Raw genomic sequence first — 22,743 nt, 5'->3', positions numbered from 1 at the left:
GGACAAAGATCGCTGCTGATTGGACGCGACGGATGCAACGGACGTGGCGGATGGGACAGACGCAACGGACGCGACAGATACGGCGGATGGGACAGACGCTGCGGACGCGACGGATGCGACAGGCGCGGGACCAGGGGAGGAGCAGTACCCATGCCGAGCTACCACACCTGGATGCGCTTCTTCACCCCCAGCCCCCTCCACCACCGCCTCGGCCTCGTCTGCCTCGGCGTCGGCCTCCAGCACGGAGCCCTGCCCGCCGTCGGCCCCCGCACCCTGGACCACCATGTCGCCGTCATCGTCAGCTCCGGCACCGGCTGGTTCGGTTCCCCCGACGGGCGCCGCACCCCCATCACGGGCCCCACCCTCATCTGGCTCACCCCCGGCACCCCCCACCACTACGGTGCCGACCCCCGCACCGGCTGGGACGAGAGCTTCGTCGACTTCACGGGCCCCGCCACCGCCACCTACACCGAGCTGGGCTGCATCGAACCCGACCGCCCCCTCGTCCCCCTCTCCGACACCGCCGCCCCCCGCGCCGCCGTCGGCCGCATCGTGCGCGCCGCCCGCCGCGGCAACCCCCTCCTGGAGGTCGAGACCGCGGCCGCCGTCCACGAACTCCTGGTCTCCCTGCGCCGTGCCCGTGCCGACCTCGGTCCCGACGGCGACCCCGTCCTCCAGGCCCTCGCCCGCGACGCCTACCAGCCGCTCACCGTCGCCGAGCACGCCGCCAAGCACGGCATGACCCCCGCCGAACTCCGCACCGCCGTCCGGCGCGGCGCCGGGTGCAGCCCCAAGGACTACCTGCTCACCATCCGCCTCGGCCGCGCCAAGGAACTCCTGGCCGCCACCGACCTCCCGGTCGCCGCCGTAGCCCGCCGCGTCGGCTACGACGACCCCGCTTACTTCTCCCGCCTCTTCGCCCGCCGCGTCGGCACCGCCCCCGTCCGCTTCCGCGAACAGCAGGGGCGCAGCGTCCCCGGCGGCTGGAGCGACCGGGTGCCCGACCCGGACGACCCGCCGATGATCGGGCCATGAGCCCGGACGTCTAAGCTCGCTGACCATGAGTACGAGCGAGAACGACGCGTCCGCGTCCCAGCTGATCGACCCGTCCGTCCAGGCGGAACTGAACCGGCTGCGCGAGTCCATCGACAACATCGACGCCGCCGTGGTCCATATGCTCGCCGAGCGCTTCAAGGCCACCCAGCAGGTCGGCCGCCTCAAGGCCGACCACCAGCTGCCGCCCGCCGACCCGGCCCGCGAGACCCGCCAGATCACCCGGCTGCGGCAGCTCGCGCAGAGCGCCAACCTGGACCCGGCGTTCGCCGAGAAGCTGCTGAACTTCATCATCGCGGAGGTCATCCGCCACCACGAACGCATCGCGGAGGAGGCGGGAGGCCCTTCGGCCTCCGGGAGCACCGCTTCCGGCGCCGCTGCTTCCGGAGCCCAGGCTTCCGGCGCCGCTGCTTCCGGAGCTATTGCTTCCGGTGGCGGAGCCCGGTCTTCCGGTGGCGAAGTCACGGCCTCCGAGGCCTGACGGGCCGGCCGCCGGGCCTCGCGCCCGGCGGCCCGCCCAGCCTCCGGCCCAGTGCCGCACCGGCCACCGCTCCCAGCACCGGCCCGGCCACGTACGCCCACAGCGGCCCGGTCCCCCCGGCCTCCCGGGCCAGGACCGCCGGGCCGAACTGCCGGGCCGGATTGGCCGATCCGCCGGTCAGCGGGCCCAGCACCGCGATCACGAGCGCGGCGACCAGCCCGACCGCGTACGGGAGGAGCCTTCGGCCCACCGGACGCGCCAGCAGCCCCGCGAGCATCAGCGCCGACGCGGCCAGCACCCCGGCCTCGGCCGCCACCACCGCCCCCTCGCCCCACCCGGGCCCCGGCCGCACCTCCGCGTACCCGACCGGCGGCCGGGCCACCACGGGCCCCCACACCACCGCCGCGCACCACGTCCCCGCCACCGAGCCGCCCAACTGCGCGAGACAGTACGGCAGCACGTCCCGCCCCGGGAACACCCCGAGCCGCCACAGGGCCAGGGTGACCGCCGGATTCAGGTGCGCGCCGGAGCGGCGGCCCGGCGCGGAGAGCATGAGCACGGCGAGGAGCACCCCCACGCCCGCCCCGTGCACGGCGAACGCCGACCCGCCGCCCCCGTACCCGTCCGGCGCGAAGAGCCACCGCACCCCGGTCACCACACCCAGGAGCAGCACGGCGGTCAACCCGAACTCGCAGCAGGCCCGGATCACCAGGGAAGGAGAGCCGGAGGGGGAGGGCGAGACAGAAGGGGCCGGGCCCGGGAGACGGGCGGCGGCATCGGGCGCAGGCGTGAGCGTCATGAGGACGTCCTCGGTACGAGAAAGGGTGCCGCGCCGAGGAGATGGTAAACGGCGCCGGCTCCCAGGGGGTACATCTCCTCCGCGCCATCCCCCAGGGGGTATGCGCCCCCCTGCGTACACCGGCTCACCTCACCCCTCCCTGGGGCAGGCCCCCCTTCGCGTACGCCCAGGGAGAACCCCCCTGCCCCCGCCGCACCCCGTACGGCAGCATGGGCCCATGTCCGTACTGACGCGCGACGAAGCGCAGACCCGAGCCCAGATCATCGACGTGGAGCGGTACACGATCGCCCTCGACCTCACCACCGGCGAGGAGACCTTCGACTCCCGGGCCGCCATCCGGTTCACCGTCCGCGCGGCCGGTGACACCTTCGTCGAGATCAAGCCCGCCACCCTGCGCTCGGTCACCCTGGACGGACAGCCCCTGGACCCCACCCTCCTGGACGGGAACCGCTTCCCCCTCACCGGCCTCACCCCCGGCACCCACGAGCTGCACGTCGACGCGGCGATGAGCTACTCCCGCACCGGCGAGGGCATGCACCGCTTCACCGACCCGGCCGACGGCGAGACGTATCTCTACACCCAGCTGTTCATGGAGGACGTCCAGCGCGTCTTCGCCGCCTTCGACCAGCCCGACCTGAAGTCCGTCTTCGCCATCGACGTCACCGCCCCCGAAGGCTGGACCGTCCTCGGCAACGGCATCGCCACACGCACCGCGGACGGGCGCTGGACCATCGCACCCACCCCCCTCATCTCCACCTACCTCGTCGCCGTCGCCGCAGGCCCCTGGCACTCGGTCACCACCCGGCACGCCGGACTCCCCTTCGGCCTGCACTGCCGGCGCTCCCTCGCCCCCTACCTGGACGCCGACGCCGACGAGATCCTCGCCATCACCCGCGCCCTTTACGACCGGTACCACGAGAAGTTCGACGAGCCCTACCCGTTCGACTCCTACGACCAGGCCTTCGTGCCCGAATTCAACGCGGGCGCCATGGAGAACCCCGGACTGGTCACCTTCCGCGACGAGTTCATCTACCGCTCCGCCGTCACCGACACCGAGCGCCAGACCCGTGCCATGGTCGTCGCCCACGAGATGGCCCACATGTGGTTCGGGGACCTGGTGACGCTCAGCTGGTGGGACGACATCTGGCTGAACGAGTCCTTCGCGGAGTACATGGGCTACCAGACCCTCACCGAGATCGCCCTCCCCCACGCCCTCAACTCGGTCCGGGCAGGGGAGACCCCCTTCCCCGACACCTGGGTCGACTTCGGCGTCGCCCGCAAGGGCTGGGGCTACGACGCCGACCAGCGCCCCTCCACCCATCCGGTCGCCCCCGCCCCCGACGCCGTCCCCGACACCGCCTCCGCCCTCCTCAACTTCGACGGCATCAGCTACGCCAAGGGCGCCTCCGCACTCCGCCAGCTCGTCGCCTGGCTCGGCGAGAAGGACTTCCTCGCCGGGATCAACACCCACTTCGCCCGGCACAAGTTCGGCAACGCCACCCTCGCCGACTTCATCGACAACCTGTCCTCCGCCACCGACCGGGACGTCCACGCCTGGGCCGGGCAGTGGCTGCGCACCACCGGCGTCGACACCCTCACCGCCCGGGTCACCGAACCCACCGCGCCTGCCGGGGGAGGCCAGTCCTGGGCCCTCACCGTCCGGCGCGACGGCAGCCGCCCCCACCGCATCGCCGTCGCCACCTTCGACCACGCCCTCAACACCCAGGCGGGCCCCGGCCACCTCGCTCCCCGCGACCGCTTCGAGATCGACGTTCCGGGCGCGGAAGGCGACGGCACGGCCCCCACCGTCCGCACCGGCCGCCGCCCCGCCCTCGTCGTCCTCAACGACGGCGACCTCACCTACGCCAAGATCCGCCTGGACACCGCCTCCTGGGAGACCGCCCTCGGCCACCTCTCCGCCATTCCGGACCCCCTGACCAGGGCCGTCATCTGGAACGCCGCCCGCGACACGGTCCGCGACGGCGAACTGGACCCGGCGCGCTACCTCACCGCAGCCCGCACCCACCTCCCGTACGAGAGCGACCTCGCCCTCGTCCAGGGCGTCCTCTCCTTCGCCGACGGCCAGATCGCCGCCCGCTACGTCACCCCCGAGGCCCGCCCCACCGCGCTCGCCACCCTCACCAGCCTCTGCCGCGACCTGATCCGCCGCACCGAGGACGGCTCCTACCCCGGGCTGCGCCTCATCGCCGTCCGCCACTTCATCGACGCCGCCACCCAGCCCGACACCCTCCAGAGCTGGCTGGCCGACGGCACCGTCCACGGCGGCCCCGAACTCGACCCCGAGCTGCGCTGGCGCATCCTCACCCGGCTCGCCGCCCTCGGCGCCACCGACGAGACCGCCATCGCCGCCGAGCTGGCCGCCGACCCCAGCGCCACCGGCCGCGAAGGCGCCGCCCGCTGCCGGGCAGCCCTGCCCACGCCGGAGGCCAAGGCGGCCGCGTGGCAGGCGATGTTCCACGACGACACCCTGTCCAACTACCTGTTCACCGCCACCGCCCAGGGGTTCTGGCAGCCCGGCCAGGACGAACTGCTCGCCCCGTACGTGGACCGCTTCTATCCCGACGCCACCGCGCTCGCCGCCCGCCGGGGCCCGGCCATCGCGGAGGCCGCCGGACGGCACGCCTTCCCCGCCTACGCCATCGACACCGACAGCCTCGCCACCGGCACCCGGGCCCTCAAGGACCCGACCCTCACCCCGGCCCTGCGCCGCAAGCTCGTCGACCAGCTGGACGACCTCCGCCGCGCCCTGGCCGTACGGACGACGGAGCACTGAGCCGCCCCCGGCCTCGGCCTCGGCACCGGGTTCTGGCTCCGGTGCCGAGGGGGAGGGGCGAGGGGCGGCGGGTGCGCGACGACAGCCGTCACGTACCCGCCGACTCCTCACCGGCCGCCGGATCGGTCGCCCGCAGGTCCGCCAGCAGCTCGGCCTGGCCCGTCAGCACCTCGGTCAGGATCGTCCGGGCCACCCGGAGCAGCTCCGCCACCTCCGGGTTGGACAACGTGTAGTACACGGCGGAGCCCTCCCGCCGCGCGGTCACCAGTCCGGCGCGGCGCAACACGGCCAACTGCTGCGAGAGATGGGCGGCCTCGACCCCCACCTCGGCCAACATCTCCGAGACCGCGTGCTCACGTTCACTGAGCAGCTCCAGCACCCGGATCCGCACCGGGTGCCCCAGCGTCTTGAAGAACTCGGCCTTCAGCCGGTACAGCGGCGTACTCACCGACGGAACCCCGTTCCGTACGCCGGGAGGCCACGGTGGCGCGCTGTGCGAACTCTCTTCTCCATGGGTTCATCCTCGCGCCTTCGCGGCGCGAGGATGAACCGGGGCCCGACAGGATGAACCGGGCCCGACGGGTTCAGGCCTTCTTCAGGAACTCGGTCTTCAGCACGAGCCCCTTCACCTTCTTCGTGTTGCACTCGACCTCACCGGCACGCCCGGTGAGCCGGATGTTCTTCACGAGCGTGCCGCGCTTGAGCGTCTCCGACGTGCCCTTCACCTTCAGGTCCTTGACCGTGGTCACGGAGTCACCGTCCGCCAGCACGTTCCCGTTGCTGTCCTTCACGACGATGTCGCTCATGGTGCGTTCCTGCCTTTCCCACACCCGCGCAGCTCTTGCAGCGGGAATCCTGATCTCACCGGCGGCCGGTGACCTGTCACCGCTCACCGGCCCGGGGGCCCGGCCGTCCGCTGGAGCGGCAGCGTGATCCAGATGCTCTTGCCGCCCTCGTCCGCGTCCCCCCGCACCACCGCGCTGCCGCCCAGTTCCAGGGTCAGCTCCACCACCGTCGACAGGCCCCGCCCGGAACCGGCCACGGCCGAGGTGTGGAGGGCGGGACGGTAGGGGTGGCGGTCGTGGACACCGAAGGCGAACGCGTCCGGGCCGCACGCGAAGAACACCGTCACCTGCGGCGAGAACACGGCCGCGTGCCGCACGCTGTTCGCGACCAGCTCGCTCAGGATCAGCAGCGCGGGCCCTGCGCACGGCTCCCGAGGGTCCACGCCCCACTCCGCGAGCACCTGCTCCGTCGTCTCCCGCGCGACCCGCACCGCCGAACCCGTCGTGGGCAGCGTCAGCACATGGTGGTACGGCAACGAATCATGAGGCTTGATCACCGCCCGCTCCCCTCGGCGCCGGAACCCGTACCCGCACCCGAACCCGTACGCACCGCTGATGTGTCCGCCCCGGCCCCCTCGATACCGGAACTCGCCACCGCCGGTCCCCGCCCCGGCGCCAGCACGCCCGCCTCCCGCAACCGCTCGCGCGCGCCCGCGACGGCCTCCGGCGTGGTCGCGTACTCCCGGCCCTCCCGCCGCAGCAGCTCCAGCGCCCCCACCGACTCCAGCGCCCGCCGCTGCTCGGGGCGGATGCCCGCGGCGAGCACCGCGATGCCCCGCCGGTTCAGCTGGTGCACCGCGTCCTTCAGCATCAGCGCCCCCGAGGCATCCACCGTCGTGACCCGCGACATCCGCAGGATCACCACCCGCACATCCGCGACCTCCGAGAGCGTCAGCAGGAAGCGGTGCGCCCCGGCGAAGAACAGCGGGCCGTCGATCCGGTACGCCACGATGTGCTCGGCCAGCAGCGCGTGCTCCTCCTCGCTGTGCGCACCCGGCGGCTCCACCCCCCTGCCCTCGCCCTCCCGCAGATCCACCCGGTCCATCCGTGCCTCGCCCGCCACCGCCCGCAACGCCAACGCCCCGGCCACCACCAGCCCGGTCACCACCGCCAGCACCAGATCCAGCACCAGGGTCGCCGCGGCCGTCAGCATCAGCACCACCGCGTCCGAGCGGGTCGCCCGGGCCATCGCCCGCAACGCCCCCACCTCGACCATCCGCAGCGCCGTCGCCAGCAGCACCCCGGCCAGCGCGGCCAGCGGGATACGGGAGACCAGCGGGGCCGCCGCGAACACGATCACCGCCAGCACCGCCGCATGCGTCAGCGCCGCCAGCCGGGAAGAGGCACCGGTACGGACATTGACCGCCGTACGGGCGATGGCCGCTGTGGCGGGCACCCCGCCGAACAGCGGGGCCGCCAGGTTCGCCATCCCCTGCCCGAACAACTCCCGTTCCGGGTCGTGCTTCTGGCCCGCCGTCATGCCGTCCGCCACTGTCGCCGACAGCAGCGACTCCAGCGCCGCCAGGGCCGCCACCGCGACCGCCGGAGCCACCAGCGAACCGAGCGCCGACACCTCCACGAACCCCAGCGAAGGAGCGGGCAGCCCGGCCGGCAGCGCCCCGATCGGCTCGGCGCCCAGGTCGAACACCCGCACCGCTACCGTCGCCAGCACCACCGCGACCACCGAGAACGGCACGGTCGGGAACCGCCGCGCCCCCAGCAGCATCAGCCCGGCCACCCCGACGGTGATCGAGAGAGCCGTCGCGTCCGGCTGCGCGGCGAACTCCTGGACCGCCCGCCACGCCACCACCAGCACCTTGTCGCCCTCGGGCGCGGCCACACCCAGCGCGTTCGGGATCTGCTGAAGAGCGATGACCCCCGCGATCCCGAACGTGAACCCCTCCACAACGGGCGCGGGCACGTACCGCATGGACCGCCCCGCCCGCAGCAGCGCCAGACCGATCAGCAGCACCCCCGCCATCAGCCCCACGGTCAGCACCCCGCCCGGACCGTGCTCGGCGACGATCGGCACCAGGACCACCGTCATCGCCCCGGTCGGCCCCGACACCTGGAGGTTCGACCCGCCGAACACCGCCGCCAGCGCCCCCGCCACCACCGCCGTCACGAGACCCGCCTCGGCACCGAGTCCCGAGGAGACCCCGAAGCCCAGCGCGAGCGGCAGCGCGACGATCGCCACGGTGAGCCCGGCCAGCAGATCACGGCGGGGGTTACGGGTCATGGCCACGAAGTCCGCCCGTACGGGCAGCAGCCCCCGTACCCGGCGCAGGCCCGACGCGGTCCAGCGGGAAGCCGTCACCGCGAGGACACCTCGGCCTCCCGCAGCTCGGCCAGCAGCTCGTCCCGGCCCACCAGCACCTCCGTCAGGATCCGCCGGGCGGCCCGCATCAGCTCCGCGACATCGCCGCCGGCCAGCTCGTACACCACCGTCGAACCCTCCCGGGTCGCGGTCACGATCCCCGACCGGCGCAACACCGCCAGCTGCTGCGACAGCGACGACGGCTCCACCTCGATCGCCGCCAGCAGATCCCGTACCGGCAGCGGACCCTCCTGGAGCAGCTCCAGCACGCGGATACGGACCGGATGCCCCAGCATCCGGAAGAACTCGGCCTTGGCCTGGTACAGGGGGACCGCCATCACTCCGGGCCTCTCCGCGGCAGTGCGTCACCACCGCCGGCGGGGGAGCCGGGCGGGGGCCGGGCCGCCGGGGTGGCGGCGGAACGACCCACACAGCATGTAGTGAATTGCAGAATTTCGCAATTCATTGATCGATCAAGTCCCTCCGGATCAGGGAGCCCCCGGGGGGCCCGCACCCCCGGAGCCAGGCCGCCCGGGGGCACCCGCACACCCGTCCCGCGATCGCACGCCTATACCACCGAAACCCCCGGCAAACGGCCCACACCGGCCACCAGTACCCCTTTCGAGTTCAGATCGTTGACCTCTTCGGCCGCGCCACCCGGAACCCGGGACAAGCTGGCATGTCCACCATCACCCTCCCGAAGGACCACCCCACCCATGCCCACCCCGCCCCTCGCCGGAGGCACCGCAGGACCCGCCGCACTCCGCCCCCTCATCGACACCGTGCTCACCGCACTCCACGACGGCGCGGCCCTCAGGGACGGCCCCCTCCCCGCCGGCGGACCCGACACCATCACCCCCCGCACCCGCACCGCCACCCACCCCCTCATCCCCGACCACGGCACCGGCCCCCACCACGCCCTCCGCGCCCTCGTCACCACCCTCACCGAAGGCGCCGCCGACCCCGCCCACCCCCACTGCGCCGCCCACCTCCACACCCCGCCCCTCGCCCTCGCAGCCGCCGCCGACCTCGCCGCCAGCGCCCTCAACCCCTCCATGGACTCCTGGGACCAGGCCCCCGCCGCCACCGCCCTCGAAGCCGACCTCACCACCGCACTCGCCGCCGAGATCTACCCCCACACCCCCTCACCCGACGCCGTCATCACCACCGGCGGCACCGAAGCCAACCAACTCGCCCTCCTCCTCGCCCGCGAACGCCACGGCCCCGTCCAGACCGTCTGCGCCACCACCGCCCACCACAGCATCGCCCGCGCCGCCTGGCTCCTCGGCCTCCCGCAACCCGTCACCGTCCCCGCCCCCCACGGCACGATGGACCCCACCGCCCTCGACGACACCCTCACCCGCCTCGACCCGCCGCTCCTCGTCGTCGCCACCGCCGGCACCACCGACACCGGCCAGATCGACCCCCTCGACACCATCGCCGACCTCTGCACCACCCACGACGCCGAACTCCACATCGACGCCGCCTACGGCGGACCCCTCCTCCTCAGCCCCACCCACCGCACCCTCCTCCAGGGCCTCCACCGCGCCCAGAGCGTCACCCTCGACCTGCACAAACTCGGCTGGCAACCCGCCTCCGCCGGCCTCTTCGCCGTCCCCGACCGCCACCACCTCACCCCCCTCCACCACCACGCCCCCTACCTCAACGCCGACGACGACACCGAAGCCGGCCTCCCCGACCTCCTCGGCCGCTCCCTCCGCACCACCCGCCGCCCCGACGCCCTCAAGATCGCCGTCACCCTCCAAGCCCTCGGCCGCACCGGACTCGCCGCCCTCATCGACACCACCCTCACCACCGCCCACCACCTCGCCGACCTCATCACCAAAACCCCCACCCTCGACCTCTACGACCGCCCCACCATCACCACCGTCCTCTTCCGCCCCACCGACGCCGACGACCACACCGTCGCCACCCTCCGCCGCACCCTCCTCAACCGCGGCCACGCCGTCCTCGGCCGCGCCCACGCCCGAGGCCGCCTCTGGCTCAAGGCCACCCTCCTCAACCCCCACACCACCCCCCAAGACCTCCAGGCCCTCGTCGACCTCGTCACCGCCACCACCGCCGACCTCGAAACCCCCACCGCACCACCCCACCCATAAGCGCAGCCCCCCGCACACCCCTCATAAGCGCAGCCCACCGGCACACCCCCACCCCCACGAAACCCCCACCCCCCTCACGGAAGGCGACACCCCCGATGACCGACCGGCCCGCCCCCGACGACCGGCCCACCCCCGCCACCGACCGCCCCGCCACCAGCCACCCCACCCCCGAACCCGACCGCCCCCACGACCTCGTCGGCATCGGCATCGGCCCCTTCAACCTCTCCCTCGCCGCCCTCGCCCACAACATCCCCACCGCCCCCGACGACCCCCGCCCCCTCGCCGCGACCTTCTACGAACAACGCCCCGCCTTCCACTGGCACCCCGGCCTCCTCCTCGACGGCGCCAGCCTCCAAGTCCCCTTCCTCGCCGACCTCGTCACCCTCGCCGACCCCACCAGCCCCTGGAGCTTCCTCAACTACCTCCGCACCCGCGACCGCCTCTTCCCCTTCTACTTCGCCGAGCGCTTCCACATCCAACGAGCCGAATACGACGCCTACTGCCGCTGGGTCAGCGAACAACTCCCCGGACTCCACTTCGGCCACCAGGTCGACGCCGTCCGCTGGAACACCGAACGCGCCCTCTTCGAAGTCGACTTCACCCAACTCGACCCCGACGGCGAAGCCGAAGCCCTCGGCCGCGCCTACACCCGCCACATCGCCCTCGGCATCGGCACCGAACCCTTCATCCCCGAACCCCTCCGCCCCCTCGCCGAAGCCGAATCCGTCCCCGTACTCCACTCCGCCGACTACCTCCGCCACCGCGAACGCCTCCTCACCGCCGACCACATCACCGTCATCGGCTCAGGACAGTCCGGCGCCGAAATCTTCCTCGACCTCCTGCGCGCCCGCCCCGAAGGCGCCGAGAACATCCACTGGCTCGCCCGCACCCCGGCCTTCGCCCCCATGGAGTACTCCAAACTCGGCCTCGAACACTTCACCCCCGACTACAGCCGCTACTTCCACGCCCTCCCCGAAACCGCCCGCGACGAACTCGTCCCCCGCCAATGGCAACTCCACAAAGGCATCGACGCCGACACCATCGCCGCCATCCACGACGAGCTCTACCGCCGCACCCTCCACGGCGGCTGGCCCGACGCCACCCTCACCCCCGGCGTCCACGTCCGCACCGCCGGACGCCTCGCCAACACCCGCGTCGAACTCCACCTCGAACACACCCAGCAAGGCACCCGCACCCGCCTCACCACCGACGCCGTCATCCTCGCCACCGGCTACCGCGAACGCCCCCTCGACGCCGTCCTCGGCGGCCTCGACCCCTACCTCAGCCGCGACGCCTCCCACCGCCCCCGCATCGACGACCAGTACCGCCTCGTCCTCGACCGCGCCGTCACCGGACACGTCTACGTCCAGAACGCCGAACGCCACACCCACGGAGTCGGCGCCCCCGACCTCGGCCTCGCCGCCTGGCGCAGCGCCACCATCCTCAACAACCTCACCGGCGCCACCCCCTACCCCCTCCCCGCACGCACCGCCTTCACCACCTTCGGCCTCACCCCCCAGTCCTCGAAGATCCCCGCCCAGGCCCCCGAACTGATCCCCCTCACCCAATCCGTCTGACCCCACCCCACAGAACGGCCCGGGACCCCCCGACGGAGACCCCGGGCCGAAACAACCAGCACCCACCCCCAGGGCTCCCGAACCAACCACCACACAACCGGCGCTACGGGAACACCGGCACCCCCTCACGCGTCAGCCGCCACCCCACCGACGCGAACTCCGCCGGATCCACCGACCCCTTCTCCCGCACCCACCCGATGATCGTGTTCCGGATCTCGTCCGAATCCGCCCACACCTGCTCCGCCCCCGCCACATGCGGAAAAGCACCCCCACCACTCGCCCGGTAACTGTTCACCGCGAACACGAACCGCGCCGCCGGATCCACCGGCCTCCCCTCGAACGACAACCCCACGATCCGCGACCCCACCGGCCGCGAAATATCGATGTCGTACATCACCCCCGACACCGCGTCATAGTTGTAATCCGGAATCCCGTCCGCATTCGTCAGCCCCGCCGTATCCACCGGACCACCCGCAGCCGTCCGCACGTAATACCGCGCCGAATACTCCAAGTACTCCTTCAGCTGCGCCCCCGTCAGCAGCCGCGCCTCCAACGTGTTCTCGAACGGATACAGCCCCGCCGCATCCCGGATCGTCACCTCACCCGCCGGGATCCCCGCCGTACGCGAGAAACACGACGCCTGCGACAACACCGGCAGCCCCGCATACGCACCACCCGCCAGCGCCGCCACCACCGTCTCCGTCTGCACCCGGTTGATCAGATCGATGATCGGCTCATCCCGCCACGGAGCCTCGGCCGTCGACATCGCCACCACCGACGTACCGATCACCTGATTCACATACGCCACCACCTTCCGGTGCTCCCGCCGCAACAGCGCTACCACCTTCGGGTCCTCCGGCACCGCATTCGAATTCAGCACCTGCGAACCGGCCCGCTCGACCGCCCAACGCCCCCTCTCCCACACCAGATCGAAATCGAACACCGTCAGCCGCTGCCCCCACTTCGCCGGCTCCGACAGCACCACCCGCTTCCCCGTCGCCTTGTTCACCACACAATGCTCGGCGATCTCCACATGCGCGTGCCCCACCAGAATCGCGTCGATCCCCGGCACCTGCTCCGCCACCAGACCCGCCGCATTCTCGACATACGGCAACTGATCCCCGTACGACGACGTCCCCGACGACCCCGAATGCGCCGACACGACCACCACATCCGCACCCATCGAACGCAGCCTCGGCACCCACTTCGCCGCCTGCTCCTCCAACCCCGGAAACACCATCTTCCCGGCCACATGCGCCTTGTCCCAGATCGCGATCCCCGGATTCGTCAGCCCCAGCACCGCCACCCGCACATCCCGGCCGCACGGCGTCCGCAACCGCTTCATCACATACGGCGGAAACACCGGCCGCAACGACTTCGCATCCAGCGCGTTCGCCCCCAGCAGCGGAAAATCACACTGCTCCTCGAACTTCCGCAGCACCGGAATCCCGTAATTGAACTCGTGATTCCCCAGCGCCGCAGCGTCATAGCCGATAGCGTTCATCGCCTTGGCCATCGGATGCACCGGACCACGCCGCGCCGTGATCGGATCCACCTTCGCGTAGTAGTACGACAGCTGCGTGCCCTGGATCGTGTCACCCGCGTCGATCAGCAGCGTGTTCCGCCGCCCCTTCTCCCGGCGCACCTGATCCACCAGCGTCGAGATCTTCGCCAGACCGATGTCGTTGTGAGCCGCGTCGTCGTACTCCCTGTCGGTGAAGTAGTCCCAGTTGAAGACGTTCCCGTGCAGGTCGGTCGTGCCCATCACCGAGAACGAGTACCGGTTCACCGGCCGCCCCTCACCGTGCCCCCGGCCGTGCGCCAGAGCCTCACCACCCACCATCACCGCACCGGCGGCACCCGCGCCGACAGCAGCCGAACGGCCCAGAAACGTCCTACGGTCCCACCGGTCCAACTCCACGCTCACTCACTCCTCGTTCAGTAGGGCAACGCGCGTAGATTCTGACCCGCCCCCGCCACACGCAACACCCCCGGCGGATGGGGATCCGATGGCCCCCCGACACACCTCCTCCACAACCACCCCCACCCCACCCACCCGCATGCCACAGTGAACGCATGACCGAGACCCCCACACCCACGCCCCCCGCCACCCACCACCCCTACGGCACCCCCGCCACCCCCCACGTCACCGTCCGCGGCGAAGCCCACCTCGAAGTCGACCCCGAAATCGCCCACATCACCATCACCCTCACCGCCCGCTCCGCCGACCGCCGCACCACCCTCGACGACCTCACCCACCGCAACACCACCACCCTCGACCTCATCAAGAGCTACGGCGACACCATCGAAAGACTCGAAACCGGCACCCTCACCATCAACCCCCAACTCACCCGCCACGGACGCGCCGAACGCATCCGCGCCTACCACGGCCACATCCAACTCACCGCCACCATCAACGACTTCACCACCCTCGGCGAGATCGTCACCCGCCTCGCCGACCACGACCTCACCCGTATCGACGGCCCCTGGTGGACCCTCCGCCCCACCTCCCCCCACCACGCCGCAGCCCGCCGCCAAGCCGTCCGCGAAGCCCTTCAACGCGCCCGCGAATACGCCGAAGCCCTCGACACCCGCCTCGGCGCCCTCCTCGAACTCAGCGACACCGGCACCCACCACACCCCCCTCGCCCGCACCGCCTACACCGAATCCCTGCCCTACGCCGCCGCAGCCGGCGGCACAGAACCCACCGACCCCGCCCCGATCAACCTCGAACCCGTACGCCAGACCATCGACGCCCAGGTCGAAGCCTCCTTCACCCTCATCCCACCCACCCTCGGATAGACGCTCATCGGAGCGGCCCACCGCACAATTCAACACTTGTCAATAACCCTTCACCCAAAGGTTGTTGAGGTGTCATGAGGAGCCAAATACCTACCCGTAGGTAAGGTCTAGGCTCGAACCATGCGCCGAGCAAAAATCGTCTGCACCCTGGGACCCGCAACCGACACATACGACCAGATCAAAGCCCTGGTCGAAGCCGGAATGGACATCGCCCGCTTCAACCTCAGCCACGGCAGCTACGCCGAACACGAACAGCGCTACCACCACGTCCGCAAAGCCGCCGAAGAAACCGGCCGCAGCGTCGGCATCCTCGCCGACCTTCAGGGCCCGAAGATCCGCCTCGGCCGCTTCCGCGAAGGCCCCGTACTCCTTGAACGCGGCGACACCTTCACCATCACCGTCGAACCCCTCGAAGACCAAGGCACCGGCGACATCTGCGGCACCACCTACGACGGCCTCGCCGCCGACGTCACCACCGGCGAACGCATCCTCGTCGACGACGGCCGCGTCACCCTCGAAGTCACCGACGTCGACGGCCCCCGCGTCCACACCACCGTCATCGAAGGAGGCATGGTCTCCGACAACAAAGGCCTCAACCTCCCCGGCGTCGCCGTCTCCGTCCCCGCCCTCTCCGAAAAAGACATCGACGACCTCCGCTGGGCCCTGCGCACCGGCGCCGACCTCATCGCCCTCTCCTTCGTCCGCACCGGACGCGACATCCACGACGTCCACCGCATCATGGACGAAGAGGGCCGCCGCCTCCCCGTCATCGCCAAGGTCGAAAAACCCCAAGCCGTCGAGAACATCGACGACATCGTCGCCGCCTTCGACGGCATCATGGTCGCCCGCGGCGACCTCGGCGTCGAAATGCCCCTCGAACAGGTCCCCATCGTCCAGAAACGCGCCATCAAACTCGCCAAGCGCAACGCCAAACCGGTCATCGTCGCCACCCAGATGCTCGACTCGATGATCGACAACTCCCGCCCCACCCGCGCCGAAGCCTCCGACGTCGCCAACGCCGTCATCGACGGCACCGACGCCGTCATGCTCTCCGGCGAGACCAGCGTCGGCAAATACCCCATCGAAACCGTCCGCACCATGTCCCGCATCGTCGAAGCCGCCGAACAGGACATCCTCGCCAAGGGCCTCCCGCCCCTCACCGAACGCAACAAGCCCCGCACCCAGGGCGGAGCAGTAGCGAGGGCCGCCGCCGAAATGGGCGACTTCCTCGGCGCCAAGTTCCTCGTCGCCTTCACCCAGAGCGGCGACACCGTCAAACGCCTCTCCCGCTACCGCTCACCCATCCCCCTCCTCGCCTTCACCCCCGACGAAGCGACCCGCGCCCAACTCAACCTCACCTGGGGCGTCGAGACCTTCCTCGGCCCCAAGGTCGACTCCACGGACGCGATGGTGGCCCAGGTCGACGAGGAACTCCTCCGCATCGGCCGCTGCGCCAAAGGCGACATCGTGGTCATCACCGCCGGCTCCCCGCCCGGCGTGGCCGGCTCCACCAACCTGGTCCGCGTCCACCACATCGGCGAGGACGACAGCCCGAAGTAGGGCGGCTCAGTATTTCGGCCCGACGTGCGCATCCATGAGGGCGACGGATGCCCGTCGGGCTACGGAGATGTTGAGCGGCTTGCTGCCGCGTGCGAGAGTCGTCCATTCGACACCTACGGCGGTGAGGGTGTCGCCGAAGAGCTTGCGGATGTCGTCGGACTTGTTGGTGAAGAAGTACCGGGGGTATTCGTAGCGCTTGCGTTCGCCACGGACCATGCGCGTGGCCCAGTTGATGATGCGACAGCCGTCGGAGTGGATAAGACCGCGGATGAATTCCCAGGGGTGGGCGTCGACGATCTCCTGCTGCCAGGGTTCGAGAGCGATCCGGCGGTCGTGTTTCTTGCCGGGGCCGTGCTGAGGGAAGAGGCACGGCCAGTGCTTGCTGAAACTGGTGACGTACTGGCAGCCGACACTGGCCACCCGGCACACCTTGTTGTGCGGCCGCGCGATGCTCATGGCCTCGGCGCAGGCGTCGATGAGCCCCGGCCATGCGTCGGCGCACGCGATGCGTAACGAGTACACGCCTCGTTTCGCCGCACTGATGCAGCCGTCTCCGAGGTAGAGCCCCAGCAGGTACGCGTACGAGGACGGGTTCTCGATCGCCGTGGGGACGTCGGCGCACCTCGGGCAGGGAGCGCCCCGGTTGCGGTCGAGCGGTTCCAGGCGTGTCTGCCAGGAACGGATCGCGGCGCGCGATATGCCGGTCTGCTTGCTGACGGAGTTGAGACTGCGCCCTTGTGAGACCAGCGCCAGGGCCCGCTCGCGCGTTTTCACGTCGTACATACGGACGAGTCTCGTCGCGCGGGCGGCGGGCCGGAGTGAAATGGGCCGCCATACTCAGATCAAGTGAACTTCGGCTATCCGCGCCACGCCTTGGAATCCAAGGAAAAGTGCCCCAGGTGGGATTCGAACCCACACTGTCCGCTGTTTGAGAGCGGCCTCTCTAACCAGTTGGAGTACTGGGGCCTTAGAAAGGAAGGGCTATTGCTGCCCTGCGCGTCACTACCTTACAGGAGCTAGGTAGGCTCTTGGGAGCTGCATCCCTGTCCTTACCGAGGAGCCCCGTGACCACCCCCGAGTCGCCCCAGCCCGTAGACGCCGTCGACGACGACAAGTCGCACGTCCCGCCGCTGACGACCCGCGTCGTCATCGCCGAGGACGAGGCCCTCATCCGCCTCGACCTCAAGGAGATGCTGGAGGAGGAGGGCTACTCCGTCGTCGGTGAGGCGGGCGACGGGCAGCAGGCCGTCGAGCTGGCCCGGGAGCACAGGCCGGACCTGGTGATCCTGGACGTGAAGATGCCGGTCCTCGACGGGATCTCCGCCGCGGAGAAGATCGCGGAGGAGTCCATCGCGCCGGTCCTCATGCTCACCGCCTTCTCGCAGCGCGACCTGGTCGAGCGGGCCCGGGACGCCGGGGCGATGGCGTATCTGGTGAAGCCGTTCAGCAAGAGCGACGTGGTGCCGGCCATCGAGATGGCGGTCTCCCGGTTCGCGGAGCTGAAGGCGCTGGAGAGCGAGATCGCGGATCTGTCGCAGCGGCTGGAGACGCGGAAGCTGGTGGACCGGGCGAAGAGCATCCTGCAGACGGATTACGGGCTGTCGGAGCCGGCCGCGTTCCGGTGGATCCAGAAGACGTCGATGGACCGCCGGATGTCGATGCAGCAGCTGGCGGAGGCGCTGATCGCGGACGCCGAGGAGAAGAAGAAGGCGGCCGAGTAGTGTACCGCTGACGTACGCGTAACAGAGAGAGGCCCGCACCCGGGCAGAAGAACCGGGTGCGGGCCTCTCGCGTACGGGAAGGACCTCAGTCCTCGCCCAGGTACGCCTTGCGGACCGAGTCGTCGTGGAGCAGGTCCTGGCCGGTGCCGGAGAGGACGATGCTGCCGACTTCCATCACGTGGGCGTGGTTGGCGAGCGAGAGTGCCGCCTGGGCGTTCTGCTCGACGAGCAGGATGGTGGTGCCCTGGTCGCGGAGTTCGGTGATGGTGGCCATGATCTTCTGCATCATGATCGGGGAGAGGCCCATGGAGGGCTCGTCGAGCATGAGCAGTTTGGGCTGGGACATGAGGGCGCGGCCCATGGCGAGCATCTGCTGTTCGCCGCCGGAGAGGGTTCCGGCTGCTTGCTTCCGGCGTTCCCCGAGGATGGGGAAGAGGTCGTAGGCGCGCTGGATGTCCTTGGCGATGCCGTCGCTGTCCTTGCGGAGGAAGGCGCCGAGTCGCAGGTTGTCCTCGATGGACATGCGGGGGAAGATGTGGCGGCCTTCGGGGGAGTGGGCGAGTCCGAGGGAGACGACCTGGTGGGCCGGGATCTTGCGGAGGGACTTGCCGTTGAACTTGATCTGGCCGGTGAGGGGTTTGATCAGTCCGGAGAGGGTGCGCAGTGTGGTCGTCTTGCCGGCGCCGTTGGTGCCGATGAGGGTGACGACTTCGCCTTCCTCGACCTTGAACGAGATTCCCTTGACGGCCTCGATCTTGCCGTAGGCGACGCGCAGGTCCTCGACTTCGAGTAGTGCGGTCATCGGTCGTTCTCCTTGCTGGTGCTCTCGCCGGGGGTGGCCGGGGAGGCGGGGGTGGCGTCGGCGGTGGTGTCGGTGTCCGGGGCCGTTGCCGTTGCTTCCGCTTCGGCGGCGTGGGCTTCCGCGGCTTCGACTTCGGCGACTTCGGCGGCGCCGGGGTCGCCTTCGAAGGGTTCGCCGAGGTAGGCGGCGACGACGCGTTCGTCTCCCTGGACTTCGGCGGCGGTGCCTTCGACGAGTTTTTCGCCCTGGACGAGGCAGGCGACGCGGTCGCAGAGGTTGAAGATGAACCGCATGTCGTGCTCGATGACGAGGATGGCGATGCCCTTGTCGCGGATGGCGAAGATGAGTTCTTCGGCCGCGCGGGTCTCCTGGGGGTTCATGCCGGCGGTGGGTTCGTCGAGCAGGAGGAGGCCGGGTTCGCTGGCGAGGGCGCGGGCGATTTCGAGCTTGCGTTGTTCGCCGTAGGGGAGGTTGCGGGAGAGGTGTTCGGCTTTGTGGTCGAGGCCGATGAACTCCAGCAGTTCCATGGCGCGGGCCTTGGATTCGGCTTCGGCGCGGTGGAAGCCGGGGCCGCGGAGGAGGGCGGACCAGAGGCCTTCGCGGGTGCGGGTGTGGCGTCCGACGAGGACGTTCTCCAGGACGGTCATGTTGGAGAAGAGTCGGATGTTCTGGAAGGTGCGGGCGATGCCTGCGGCGGTGACCTTGAAGGACTTGGGGGGCAGGATGGTGCCCTTGTAGCGGACTTCGCCTTCGGTGGGGACGTAGAGGCCGGTGAGGCAGTTGAAGAAGGTGGTTTTTCCGGCGCCGTTGGGTCCGATGAGGCCGACGATCTCTCCGCTGTTGACGGTGAGGTCGACGGAGCGGACGGCGGTGAGGCCGCCGAATCGCATGGTGACGCCGCGGGCGTCGAGGACGGTTTCGCCGGTGGTGACGGCTGTCGTCTCGGCGGTGGTGGTGTCGGTGGTCATCGTCAGGCCCCTGCCTTGGTGAGAGTGGCGGGCGCTTCGTCCTTCTCGTGGAATTCGAGTTGCTGGCGGCGGTTGGCGATGAGGCCCTCGGGGCGGAAGCGCATGAGGAGGACCAGGGCGAGCCCGAAGGCGAAGAGCTGGTAGTCGCTCATGAACTGGAGCTTGGCCGGGATGAGGAAGAGGAGTGCGCCGCCGACGAGGGGTCCGCTGATGGTGCCCATGCCGCCGAGGACGACCGCTGCGAGGAGGAAGGCCGAGTTGGGCGGGACGGCGTGGGCGAACTGGTACTGCTCGGGGGTCACGGTGTAGGTGACGTGTGCTTGTACGGCTCCGGCGAGGCCGGCGAGGGTGGCGCCGAGGGCGAAGGCGATGAGCTTGGTGCGGAAGCCGTTGATGCCCATGGCTTCGGCGGCGGTCTCGTCTTCGCGGATGGCGACCCAGGCGCGGCCGATGCGGGATTCGGCGCTGCGGCGGAAGACCACGACGACGATGAGGGTGACCAGCAGCATCAGGAAGAAGTAGTTGGCGAAGCGGCCGATGGTGAATCCGGCGATGGTGTGGGTGGCGCCGAAGTCGAAGCCGAACAGGTTGAGGTTCGGGATCGAGGAGATGCCGTTGGAGCCGTTGGTGACGTCGGGGCCGGAGGTGCCGTCGAGGTTGAGGACGGCGATGCGGAAGATTTCTCCGAAGCCGAGGGTGACGATGGCGAGGTAGTCGCCGCGCAGTCGCAGGGTGGGGGCGCCGATGAGGACGCCGAAGATCATGGATGCGGTGGCGCCGACGAGGATGGCTTGCCAGAAGGGTAGCTGGATGCCGAAGGGGGAGGTGGGGGAGCCGGAGACGAGGGCTGCGGCGTAGGCGCCGACGCCGAGGAAGGCGACGTAGCCGAGGTCGAGGAGTCCGGCGAGGCCGACGACGATGTTGAGGCCGAGGGCGACGGTGGCGAAGATCAGGATGTTGACGCCGATGGTCGCGTACTGGTCGTCGGACTGGGTGAACGGGAAGGCCGCGGCGGCGGCGAAGGCGCCGACGAGGGTCACGTTGCGGTGGCGTGCCGTGAGGGCGGAGACGCGCTGGATGAGTCCGGCTTTCTGGATCGCCGCGAAGCCGAAGCCTGCGGTGATGAGGAAGCCGATGAAGAGTTCGTCGTACTCGGTGGTGATGCCGTAGGTGAAGACGACGAGGCCGAGGGCGAGGACGACGGTGACGATGAGGATTTCGACGTACGGGGGGAGGGTCTTCGCGGGGGCGGCGGTGCCGGTGGTGAAGGCGCCCTTGTAGGTCTCCCAGCGGTTGCCGAGGTGGTGCTTGAACTGGCCGTAGCCGGTGTCCTCGGGGTCGGCGGGGGTGGTTTCGGGTCGCTCGTAGGGGAGGGAGCGGGCGCCGATCCAGCCGATGAGGGTAGCGATGAGGGCGATGTAGGCGCCGGGTTCGAGGTTGACGATGCCGCCGAGGGTGGTGGCGATGGCGCCCATGGAGAACCAGGCGGTGGCGAGGGCGGCGTAGGCGGCGAGCCGGATGGCGGGGTCGGCGCCTTGGGGGGTGAGCCAGGTGAGGCCCTTGATCCCGTAGGAGGAGAGGCCGAAGAGGGTGAGGAGGGCGCCGCTGACGAGGACGAGCCACTGGAGGCCGCCGGGGTAGCCGTAGACGGTGAGGTCGCCGGGGAAGGCGGAGGTCCAGGTCCAGGCGAGGAAGGCGGATATGACGGTGAGCGCGCCGCCTGCGGTGGCGGTCGCCCGTGCGATGTGCGGGGGGAGGGCGAGGGTGCCGCGGGTGGCGGGTTCGGCCGGTGCGGGTGCGGTGACCTTGGTGGTGGTCTGTGTGGTGGTCATGGTGCTCACGCCCTGTCCGTGACGCGCTCGCCCATGATGCCTTGGGGCCGGAAGAGGAGCACGAGGATGAGGAGTACGAAGGCCCAGGCGTTGGCCCAGGACTGGCCGCCGAGTTGTTCGAGGCCGGGGATTTCGGAGACGTAGGCGGCGGCCATGGTTTCGGCGACGCCGAGGGTGAGGCCGCCGATCATGGCGCCGTAGATGTTGCCGATGCCGCCGAGGACGGCTGCGGTGAAGGCTTTGAGGCCGAGGAGGAAGCCCATGCGGAACTGGACTTCGCCGTATTTGAGGCCGTAGGCGACGGCGCCGATGGCGGCGAAGGTGGCGCCGAGGGCGAAGGCGACCACGATGATGCGGTCGGTGTTGATGCCCATGAGTTTGGCGGTGTCGGGGTCCTGGGCGGTTGCCTGCATGCCGCGGCCGGTGCGGGTCTTCATGACGAAGTAGCCGAGGATGGCCATGGAGACGGGGGCGGCGATGAGGAGGAAGACGTCACCGGTCTGGATGGTGACGGGTCCGAGTTCGAAGGGGCCGCCGGGGATCTCGGGGAAGGTGCGGGCGGATTTGGCGCCGGGGTACCAGGCCCATACGGCTTGCTGGAGGGCGAGGGAGAGGCCGATGGCGGTGATGAGGGGTGCCAGGCGTGGGCCGCCGCGGAGCGGCCGGTAGGCGAATCGTTCCGCTCCGATGGCGATGGTGGTGGCGACGACGATCGCGCCGATGAGCATGAGGGGGAGTGCGAGCAGCACGCTGGTGCCGCTGGGGAGTATGAGCCAGACCGTGAGGGCCCCGAAGCCGCCGGTCATGAAGATCTCGCCGTGGGCGAAGTTGATGAGCTGGACAATGCCGTAGACCATCGTGTAGCCAATGGCGACGAGCCCGTACATCGATCCGAGTAGCAGGCCGTTGACCAGCTGTTGCGGCAGTTCGTTCACCGCGGGTCCTCCGTGTCTTTCGCCGGATATCGAGCCGGGGGGGGGGGGGGGGGGGGGGGGGGGGGGGGGGGGGGGGGGGGGGGGGGTGGGGGGGGGGGGGGGGGTGGGGGGGGGGTACGGGTGCGCTCCACCCAACA

Annotated in this window: 19 protein-coding genes, 1 tRNA gene and 1 pseudogene; 8 read left to right on the top strand and 13 right to left on the bottom strand. The window is 70.4% G+C overall.

Annotation, left to right across the window (positions count from 1 at the left end):
* Positions 1-150 precede the first annotated feature (150 nt).
* Both AC0682_RS22410 and AC0682_RS22405 read left to right on the top strand, forming a co-directional pair.
* Positions 151-1,035: a helix-turn-helix domain-containing protein gene (locus AC0682_RS22410; protein ID WP_478534812.1), complete on the top strand. Its 885-nt coding sequence runs from the start codon at positions 151-153 to the stop codon at positions 1,033-1,035.
* A gap of 25 nt (positions 1,036-1,060) precedes the next feature.
* Positions 1,061-1,426 (top strand): annotated as a pseudogene (locus tag AC0682_RS22405) (chorismate mutase); the annotation flags it as partial.
* Between the two features lie 88 nt (positions 1,427-1,514).
* Here the strand turns inward: AC0682_RS22405 and AC0682_RS22400 are convergent.
* Positions 1,515-2,333 (bottom strand): MIP/aquaporin family protein, encoded by an 819-nt coding sequence (locus AC0682_RS22400; protein ID WP_478534811.1) that lies wholly within the window; start codon positions 2,331-2,333, stop codon positions 1,515-1,517.
* 217 nt (positions 2,334-2,550) lie between these two features.
* Here AC0682_RS22400 and pepN point away from each other — a divergent pair, with 217 nt between their 5' ends.
* A complete protein-coding gene (gene pepN / locus AC0682_RS22395; protein WP_478534810.1) occupies positions 2,551-5,127 on the top strand; it encodes an aminopeptidase N in 2,577 nt (858 codons plus the stop codon).
* Between the two features lie 88 nt (positions 5,128-5,215).
* Here pepN and AC0682_RS22390 read toward each other — a convergent pair whose 3' ends face one another.
* The 5 genes from AC0682_RS22390 to AC0682_RS22370 form a co-directional block, all read right to left on the bottom strand.
* Positions 5,216-5,575 carry an ArsR/SmtB family transcription factor gene (locus AC0682_RS22390; protein WP_478534809.1) on the bottom strand — a complete coding sequence of 120 codons (360 nt, stop codon included), beginning with the start codon at positions 5,573-5,575 and terminating at the stop codon, positions 5,216-5,218.
* 136 nt (positions 5,576-5,711) lie between these two features.
* Positions 5,712-5,933, bottom strand: coding sequence for an alkylphosphonate utilization protein (locus AC0682_RS22385; protein ID WP_103421403.1), 222 nt, complete (start codon positions 5,931-5,933; stop codon positions 5,712-5,714).
* 83 nt (positions 5,934-6,016) lie between these two features.
* On the bottom strand, positions 6,017-6,469 hold the full coding sequence (locus AC0682_RS22380) for an ATP-binding protein (protein WP_478534808.1): 453 nt from the start codon (positions 6,467-6,469) through the stop codon (positions 6,017-6,019).
* Entirely contained in the window at positions 6,466-8,211 is a 1,746-nt protein-coding gene (locus tag AC0682_RS22375; RefSeq protein WP_478534865.1) for a SulP family inorganic anion transporter, read from the bottom strand. The genes AC0682_RS22380 and AC0682_RS22375 overlap by 4 nt, the downstream gene beginning before the upstream one ends.
* A 74-nt stretch (positions 8,212-8,285) precedes the next feature.
* Positions 8,286-8,627 (bottom strand): ArsR/SmtB family transcription factor, encoded by a 342-nt coding sequence (locus tag AC0682_RS22370; RefSeq protein ID WP_478534807.1) that lies wholly within the window; start codon positions 8,625-8,627, stop codon positions 8,286-8,288.
* Positions 8,628-9,005: 378 nt separating this feature from the next.
* Between AC0682_RS22370 and AC0682_RS22365 the strand changes: the two genes are divergently transcribed.
* Positions 9,006-10,409, top strand: a complete 1,404-nt coding sequence (locus tag AC0682_RS22365; protein WP_478534806.1) for a pyridoxal phosphate-dependent decarboxylase family protein — start codon at positions 9,006-9,008, stop codon at positions 10,407-10,409.
* A gap of 95 nt (positions 10,410-10,504) precedes the next feature.
* Positions 10,505-11,986 (top strand): lysine N(6)-hydroxylase/L-ornithine N(5)-oxygenase family protein, encoded by a 1,482-nt coding sequence (locus AC0682_RS22360; protein ID WP_478534805.1) that lies wholly within the window; start codon positions 10,505-10,507, stop codon positions 11,984-11,986.
* Positions 11,987-12,089: 103 nt separating this feature from the next.
* On the opposite strand, the gene AC0682_RS22355 is transcribed toward AC0682_RS22360, so the two are convergent.
* The gene (locus AC0682_RS22355) at positions 12,090-13,829 is read right to left on the bottom strand and encodes a bifunctional metallophosphatase/5'-nucleotidase (RefSeq protein ID WP_478534864.1); all 1,740 of its coding nucleotides are present in this window, start codon (positions 13,827-13,829) and stop codon (positions 12,090-12,092) included.
* A 233-nt stretch (positions 13,830-14,062) separates the two neighbouring features.
* On the opposite strand from AC0682_RS22355, the gene AC0682_RS22350 reads away from it, so the two are divergent.
* Positions 14,063-14,788, top strand: a complete 726-nt coding sequence (locus tag AC0682_RS22350; RefSeq protein WP_254812793.1) for an SIMPL domain-containing protein — start codon at positions 14,063-14,065, stop codon at positions 14,786-14,788.
* Positions 14,789-14,908: 120 nt separating this feature from the next.
* The gene (gene pyk / locus AC0682_RS22345; RefSeq protein ID WP_254812794.1) at positions 14,909-16,348 is read left to right on the top strand and encodes a pyruvate kinase; all 1,440 of its coding nucleotides are present in this window, start codon (positions 14,909-14,911) and stop codon (positions 16,346-16,348) included.
* Positions 16,349-16,354: 6 nt separating this feature from the next.
* Here pyk and AC0682_RS22340 read toward each other — a convergent pair whose 3' ends face one another.
* Together AC0682_RS22340 and AC0682_RS22335 are read right to left on the bottom strand one after the other, a co-directional pair.
* Positions 16,355-17,131 (bottom strand): transcriptional regulator, encoded by a 777-nt coding sequence (locus tag AC0682_RS22340; RefSeq protein WP_403184166.1) that lies wholly within the window; start codon positions 17,129-17,131, stop codon positions 16,355-16,357.
* A gap of 108 nt (positions 17,132-17,239) precedes the next feature.
* Positions 17,240-17,314 (bottom strand) — tRNA-Leu (locus AC0682_RS22335).
* A gap of 98 nt (positions 17,315-17,412) precedes the next feature.
* On the opposite strand from AC0682_RS22335, the gene AC0682_RS22330 reads away from it, so the two are divergent.
* Positions 17,413-18,069: an ANTAR domain-containing response regulator gene (locus AC0682_RS22330; protein ID WP_254812795.1), complete on the top strand. Its 657-nt coding sequence runs from the start codon at positions 17,413-17,415 to the stop codon at positions 18,067-18,069.
* An 85-nt stretch (positions 18,070-18,154) separates the two neighbouring features.
* Here the strand turns inward: AC0682_RS22330 and AC0682_RS22325 are convergent, their stop codons facing one another.
* The 4 genes from AC0682_RS22325 to AC0682_RS22310 are packed head-to-tail and all read right to left on the bottom strand — an operon-like array spanning position 18,155 to position 22,606.
* Positions 18,155-18,871 carry an ABC transporter ATP-binding protein gene (locus AC0682_RS22325; protein WP_018488060.1) on the bottom strand — a complete coding sequence of 239 codons (717 nt, stop codon included), beginning with the start codon at positions 18,869-18,871 and terminating at the stop codon, positions 18,155-18,157.
* Positions 18,868-19,839 carry an ABC transporter ATP-binding protein gene (locus AC0682_RS22320; protein ID WP_478534804.1) on the bottom strand — a complete coding sequence of 324 codons (972 nt, stop codon included), beginning with the start codon at positions 19,837-19,839 and terminating at the stop codon, positions 18,868-18,870. The genes AC0682_RS22325 and AC0682_RS22320 overlap by 4 nt, the downstream gene beginning before the upstream one ends.
* A 2-nt stretch (positions 19,840-19,841) precedes the next feature.
* Positions 19,842-21,680, bottom strand: a complete 1,839-nt coding sequence (locus tag AC0682_RS22315; protein ID WP_254812797.1) for a branched-chain amino acid ABC transporter permease — start codon at positions 21,678-21,680, stop codon at positions 19,842-19,844.
* Positions 21,677-22,606, bottom strand: coding sequence for a branched-chain amino acid ABC transporter permease (locus AC0682_RS22310; protein WP_254812798.1), 930 nt, complete (start codon positions 22,604-22,606; stop codon positions 21,677-21,679). Before AC0682_RS22310 ends, AC0682_RS22315 begins: the two co-directional genes overlap by 4 nt.
* Positions 22,607-22,743: the final 137 nt, after the last annotated feature.

The sequence above is a fragment of the Streptomyces sp. NPDC043746 genome (assembly GCF_056436485.1).
Note: the sequence above shows the minus strand (reverse complement) of the source record. Positions and strands in the feature narration are given on the sequence as shown.

Bases quoted from the DNA above. Each gene is read 5' to 3' on its own strand.
- AC0682_RS22340 (WP_403184166.1), bottom strand. From the start codon at position 17,131: ATGTACGACGTGAAAACGCGCGAGCGGGCCCTGGCGCTGGTCTCACAA.
- AC0682_RS22365 (WP_478534806.1), top strand. From the start codon at position 9,006: ATGCCCACCCCGCCCCTCGCCGGAGGCACCGCAGGACCCGCCGCACTC.
- AC0682_RS22325 (WP_018488060.1), bottom strand. From the start codon at position 18,871: ATGACCGCACTACTCGAAGTCGAGGACCTGCGCGTCGCCTACGGCAAG.
- AC0682_RS22320 (WP_478534804.1), bottom strand. From the start codon at position 19,839: ATGACCACCGACACCACCACCGCCGAGACGACAGCCGTCACCACCGGC.
- AC0682_RS22350 (WP_254812793.1), top strand. From the start codon at position 14,063: ATGACCGAGACCCCCACACCCACGCCCCCCGCCACCCACCACCCCTAC.
- AC0682_RS22400 (WP_478534811.1), bottom strand. From the start codon at position 2,333: ATGACGCTCACGCCTGCGCCCGATGCCGCCGCCCGTCTCCCGGGCCCG.
- AC0682_RS22385 (WP_103421403.1), bottom strand. From the start codon at position 5,933: ATGAGCGACATCGTCGTGAAGGACAGCAACGGGAACGTGCTGGCGGAC.
- pepN (WP_478534810.1), top strand. From the start codon at position 2,551: ATGTCCGTACTGACGCGCGACGAAGCGCAGACCCGAGCCCAGATCATC.
- pyk (WP_254812794.1), top strand. From the start codon at position 14,909: ATGCGCCGAGCAAAAATCGTCTGCACCCTGGGACCCGCAACCGACACA.
- AC0682_RS22410 (WP_478534812.1), top strand. From the start codon at position 151: ATGCCGAGCTACCACACCTGGATGCGCTTCTTCACCCCCAGCCCCCTC.
- AC0682_RS22375 (WP_478534865.1), bottom strand. From the start codon at position 8,211: ATGACCCGTAACCCCCGCCGTGATCTGCTGGCCGGGCTCACCGTGGCG.
- AC0682_RS22370 (WP_478534807.1), bottom strand. From the start codon at position 8,627: ATGGCGGTCCCCCTGTACCAGGCCAAGGCCGAGTTCTTCCGGATGCTG.
- AC0682_RS22360 (WP_478534805.1), top strand. From the start codon at position 10,505: ATGACCGACCGGCCCGCCCCCGACGACCGGCCCACCCCCGCCACCGAC.
- AC0682_RS22355 (WP_478534864.1), bottom strand. From the start codon at position 13,829: ATGGTGGGTGGTGAGGCTCTGGCGCACGGCCGGGGGCACGGTGAGGGG.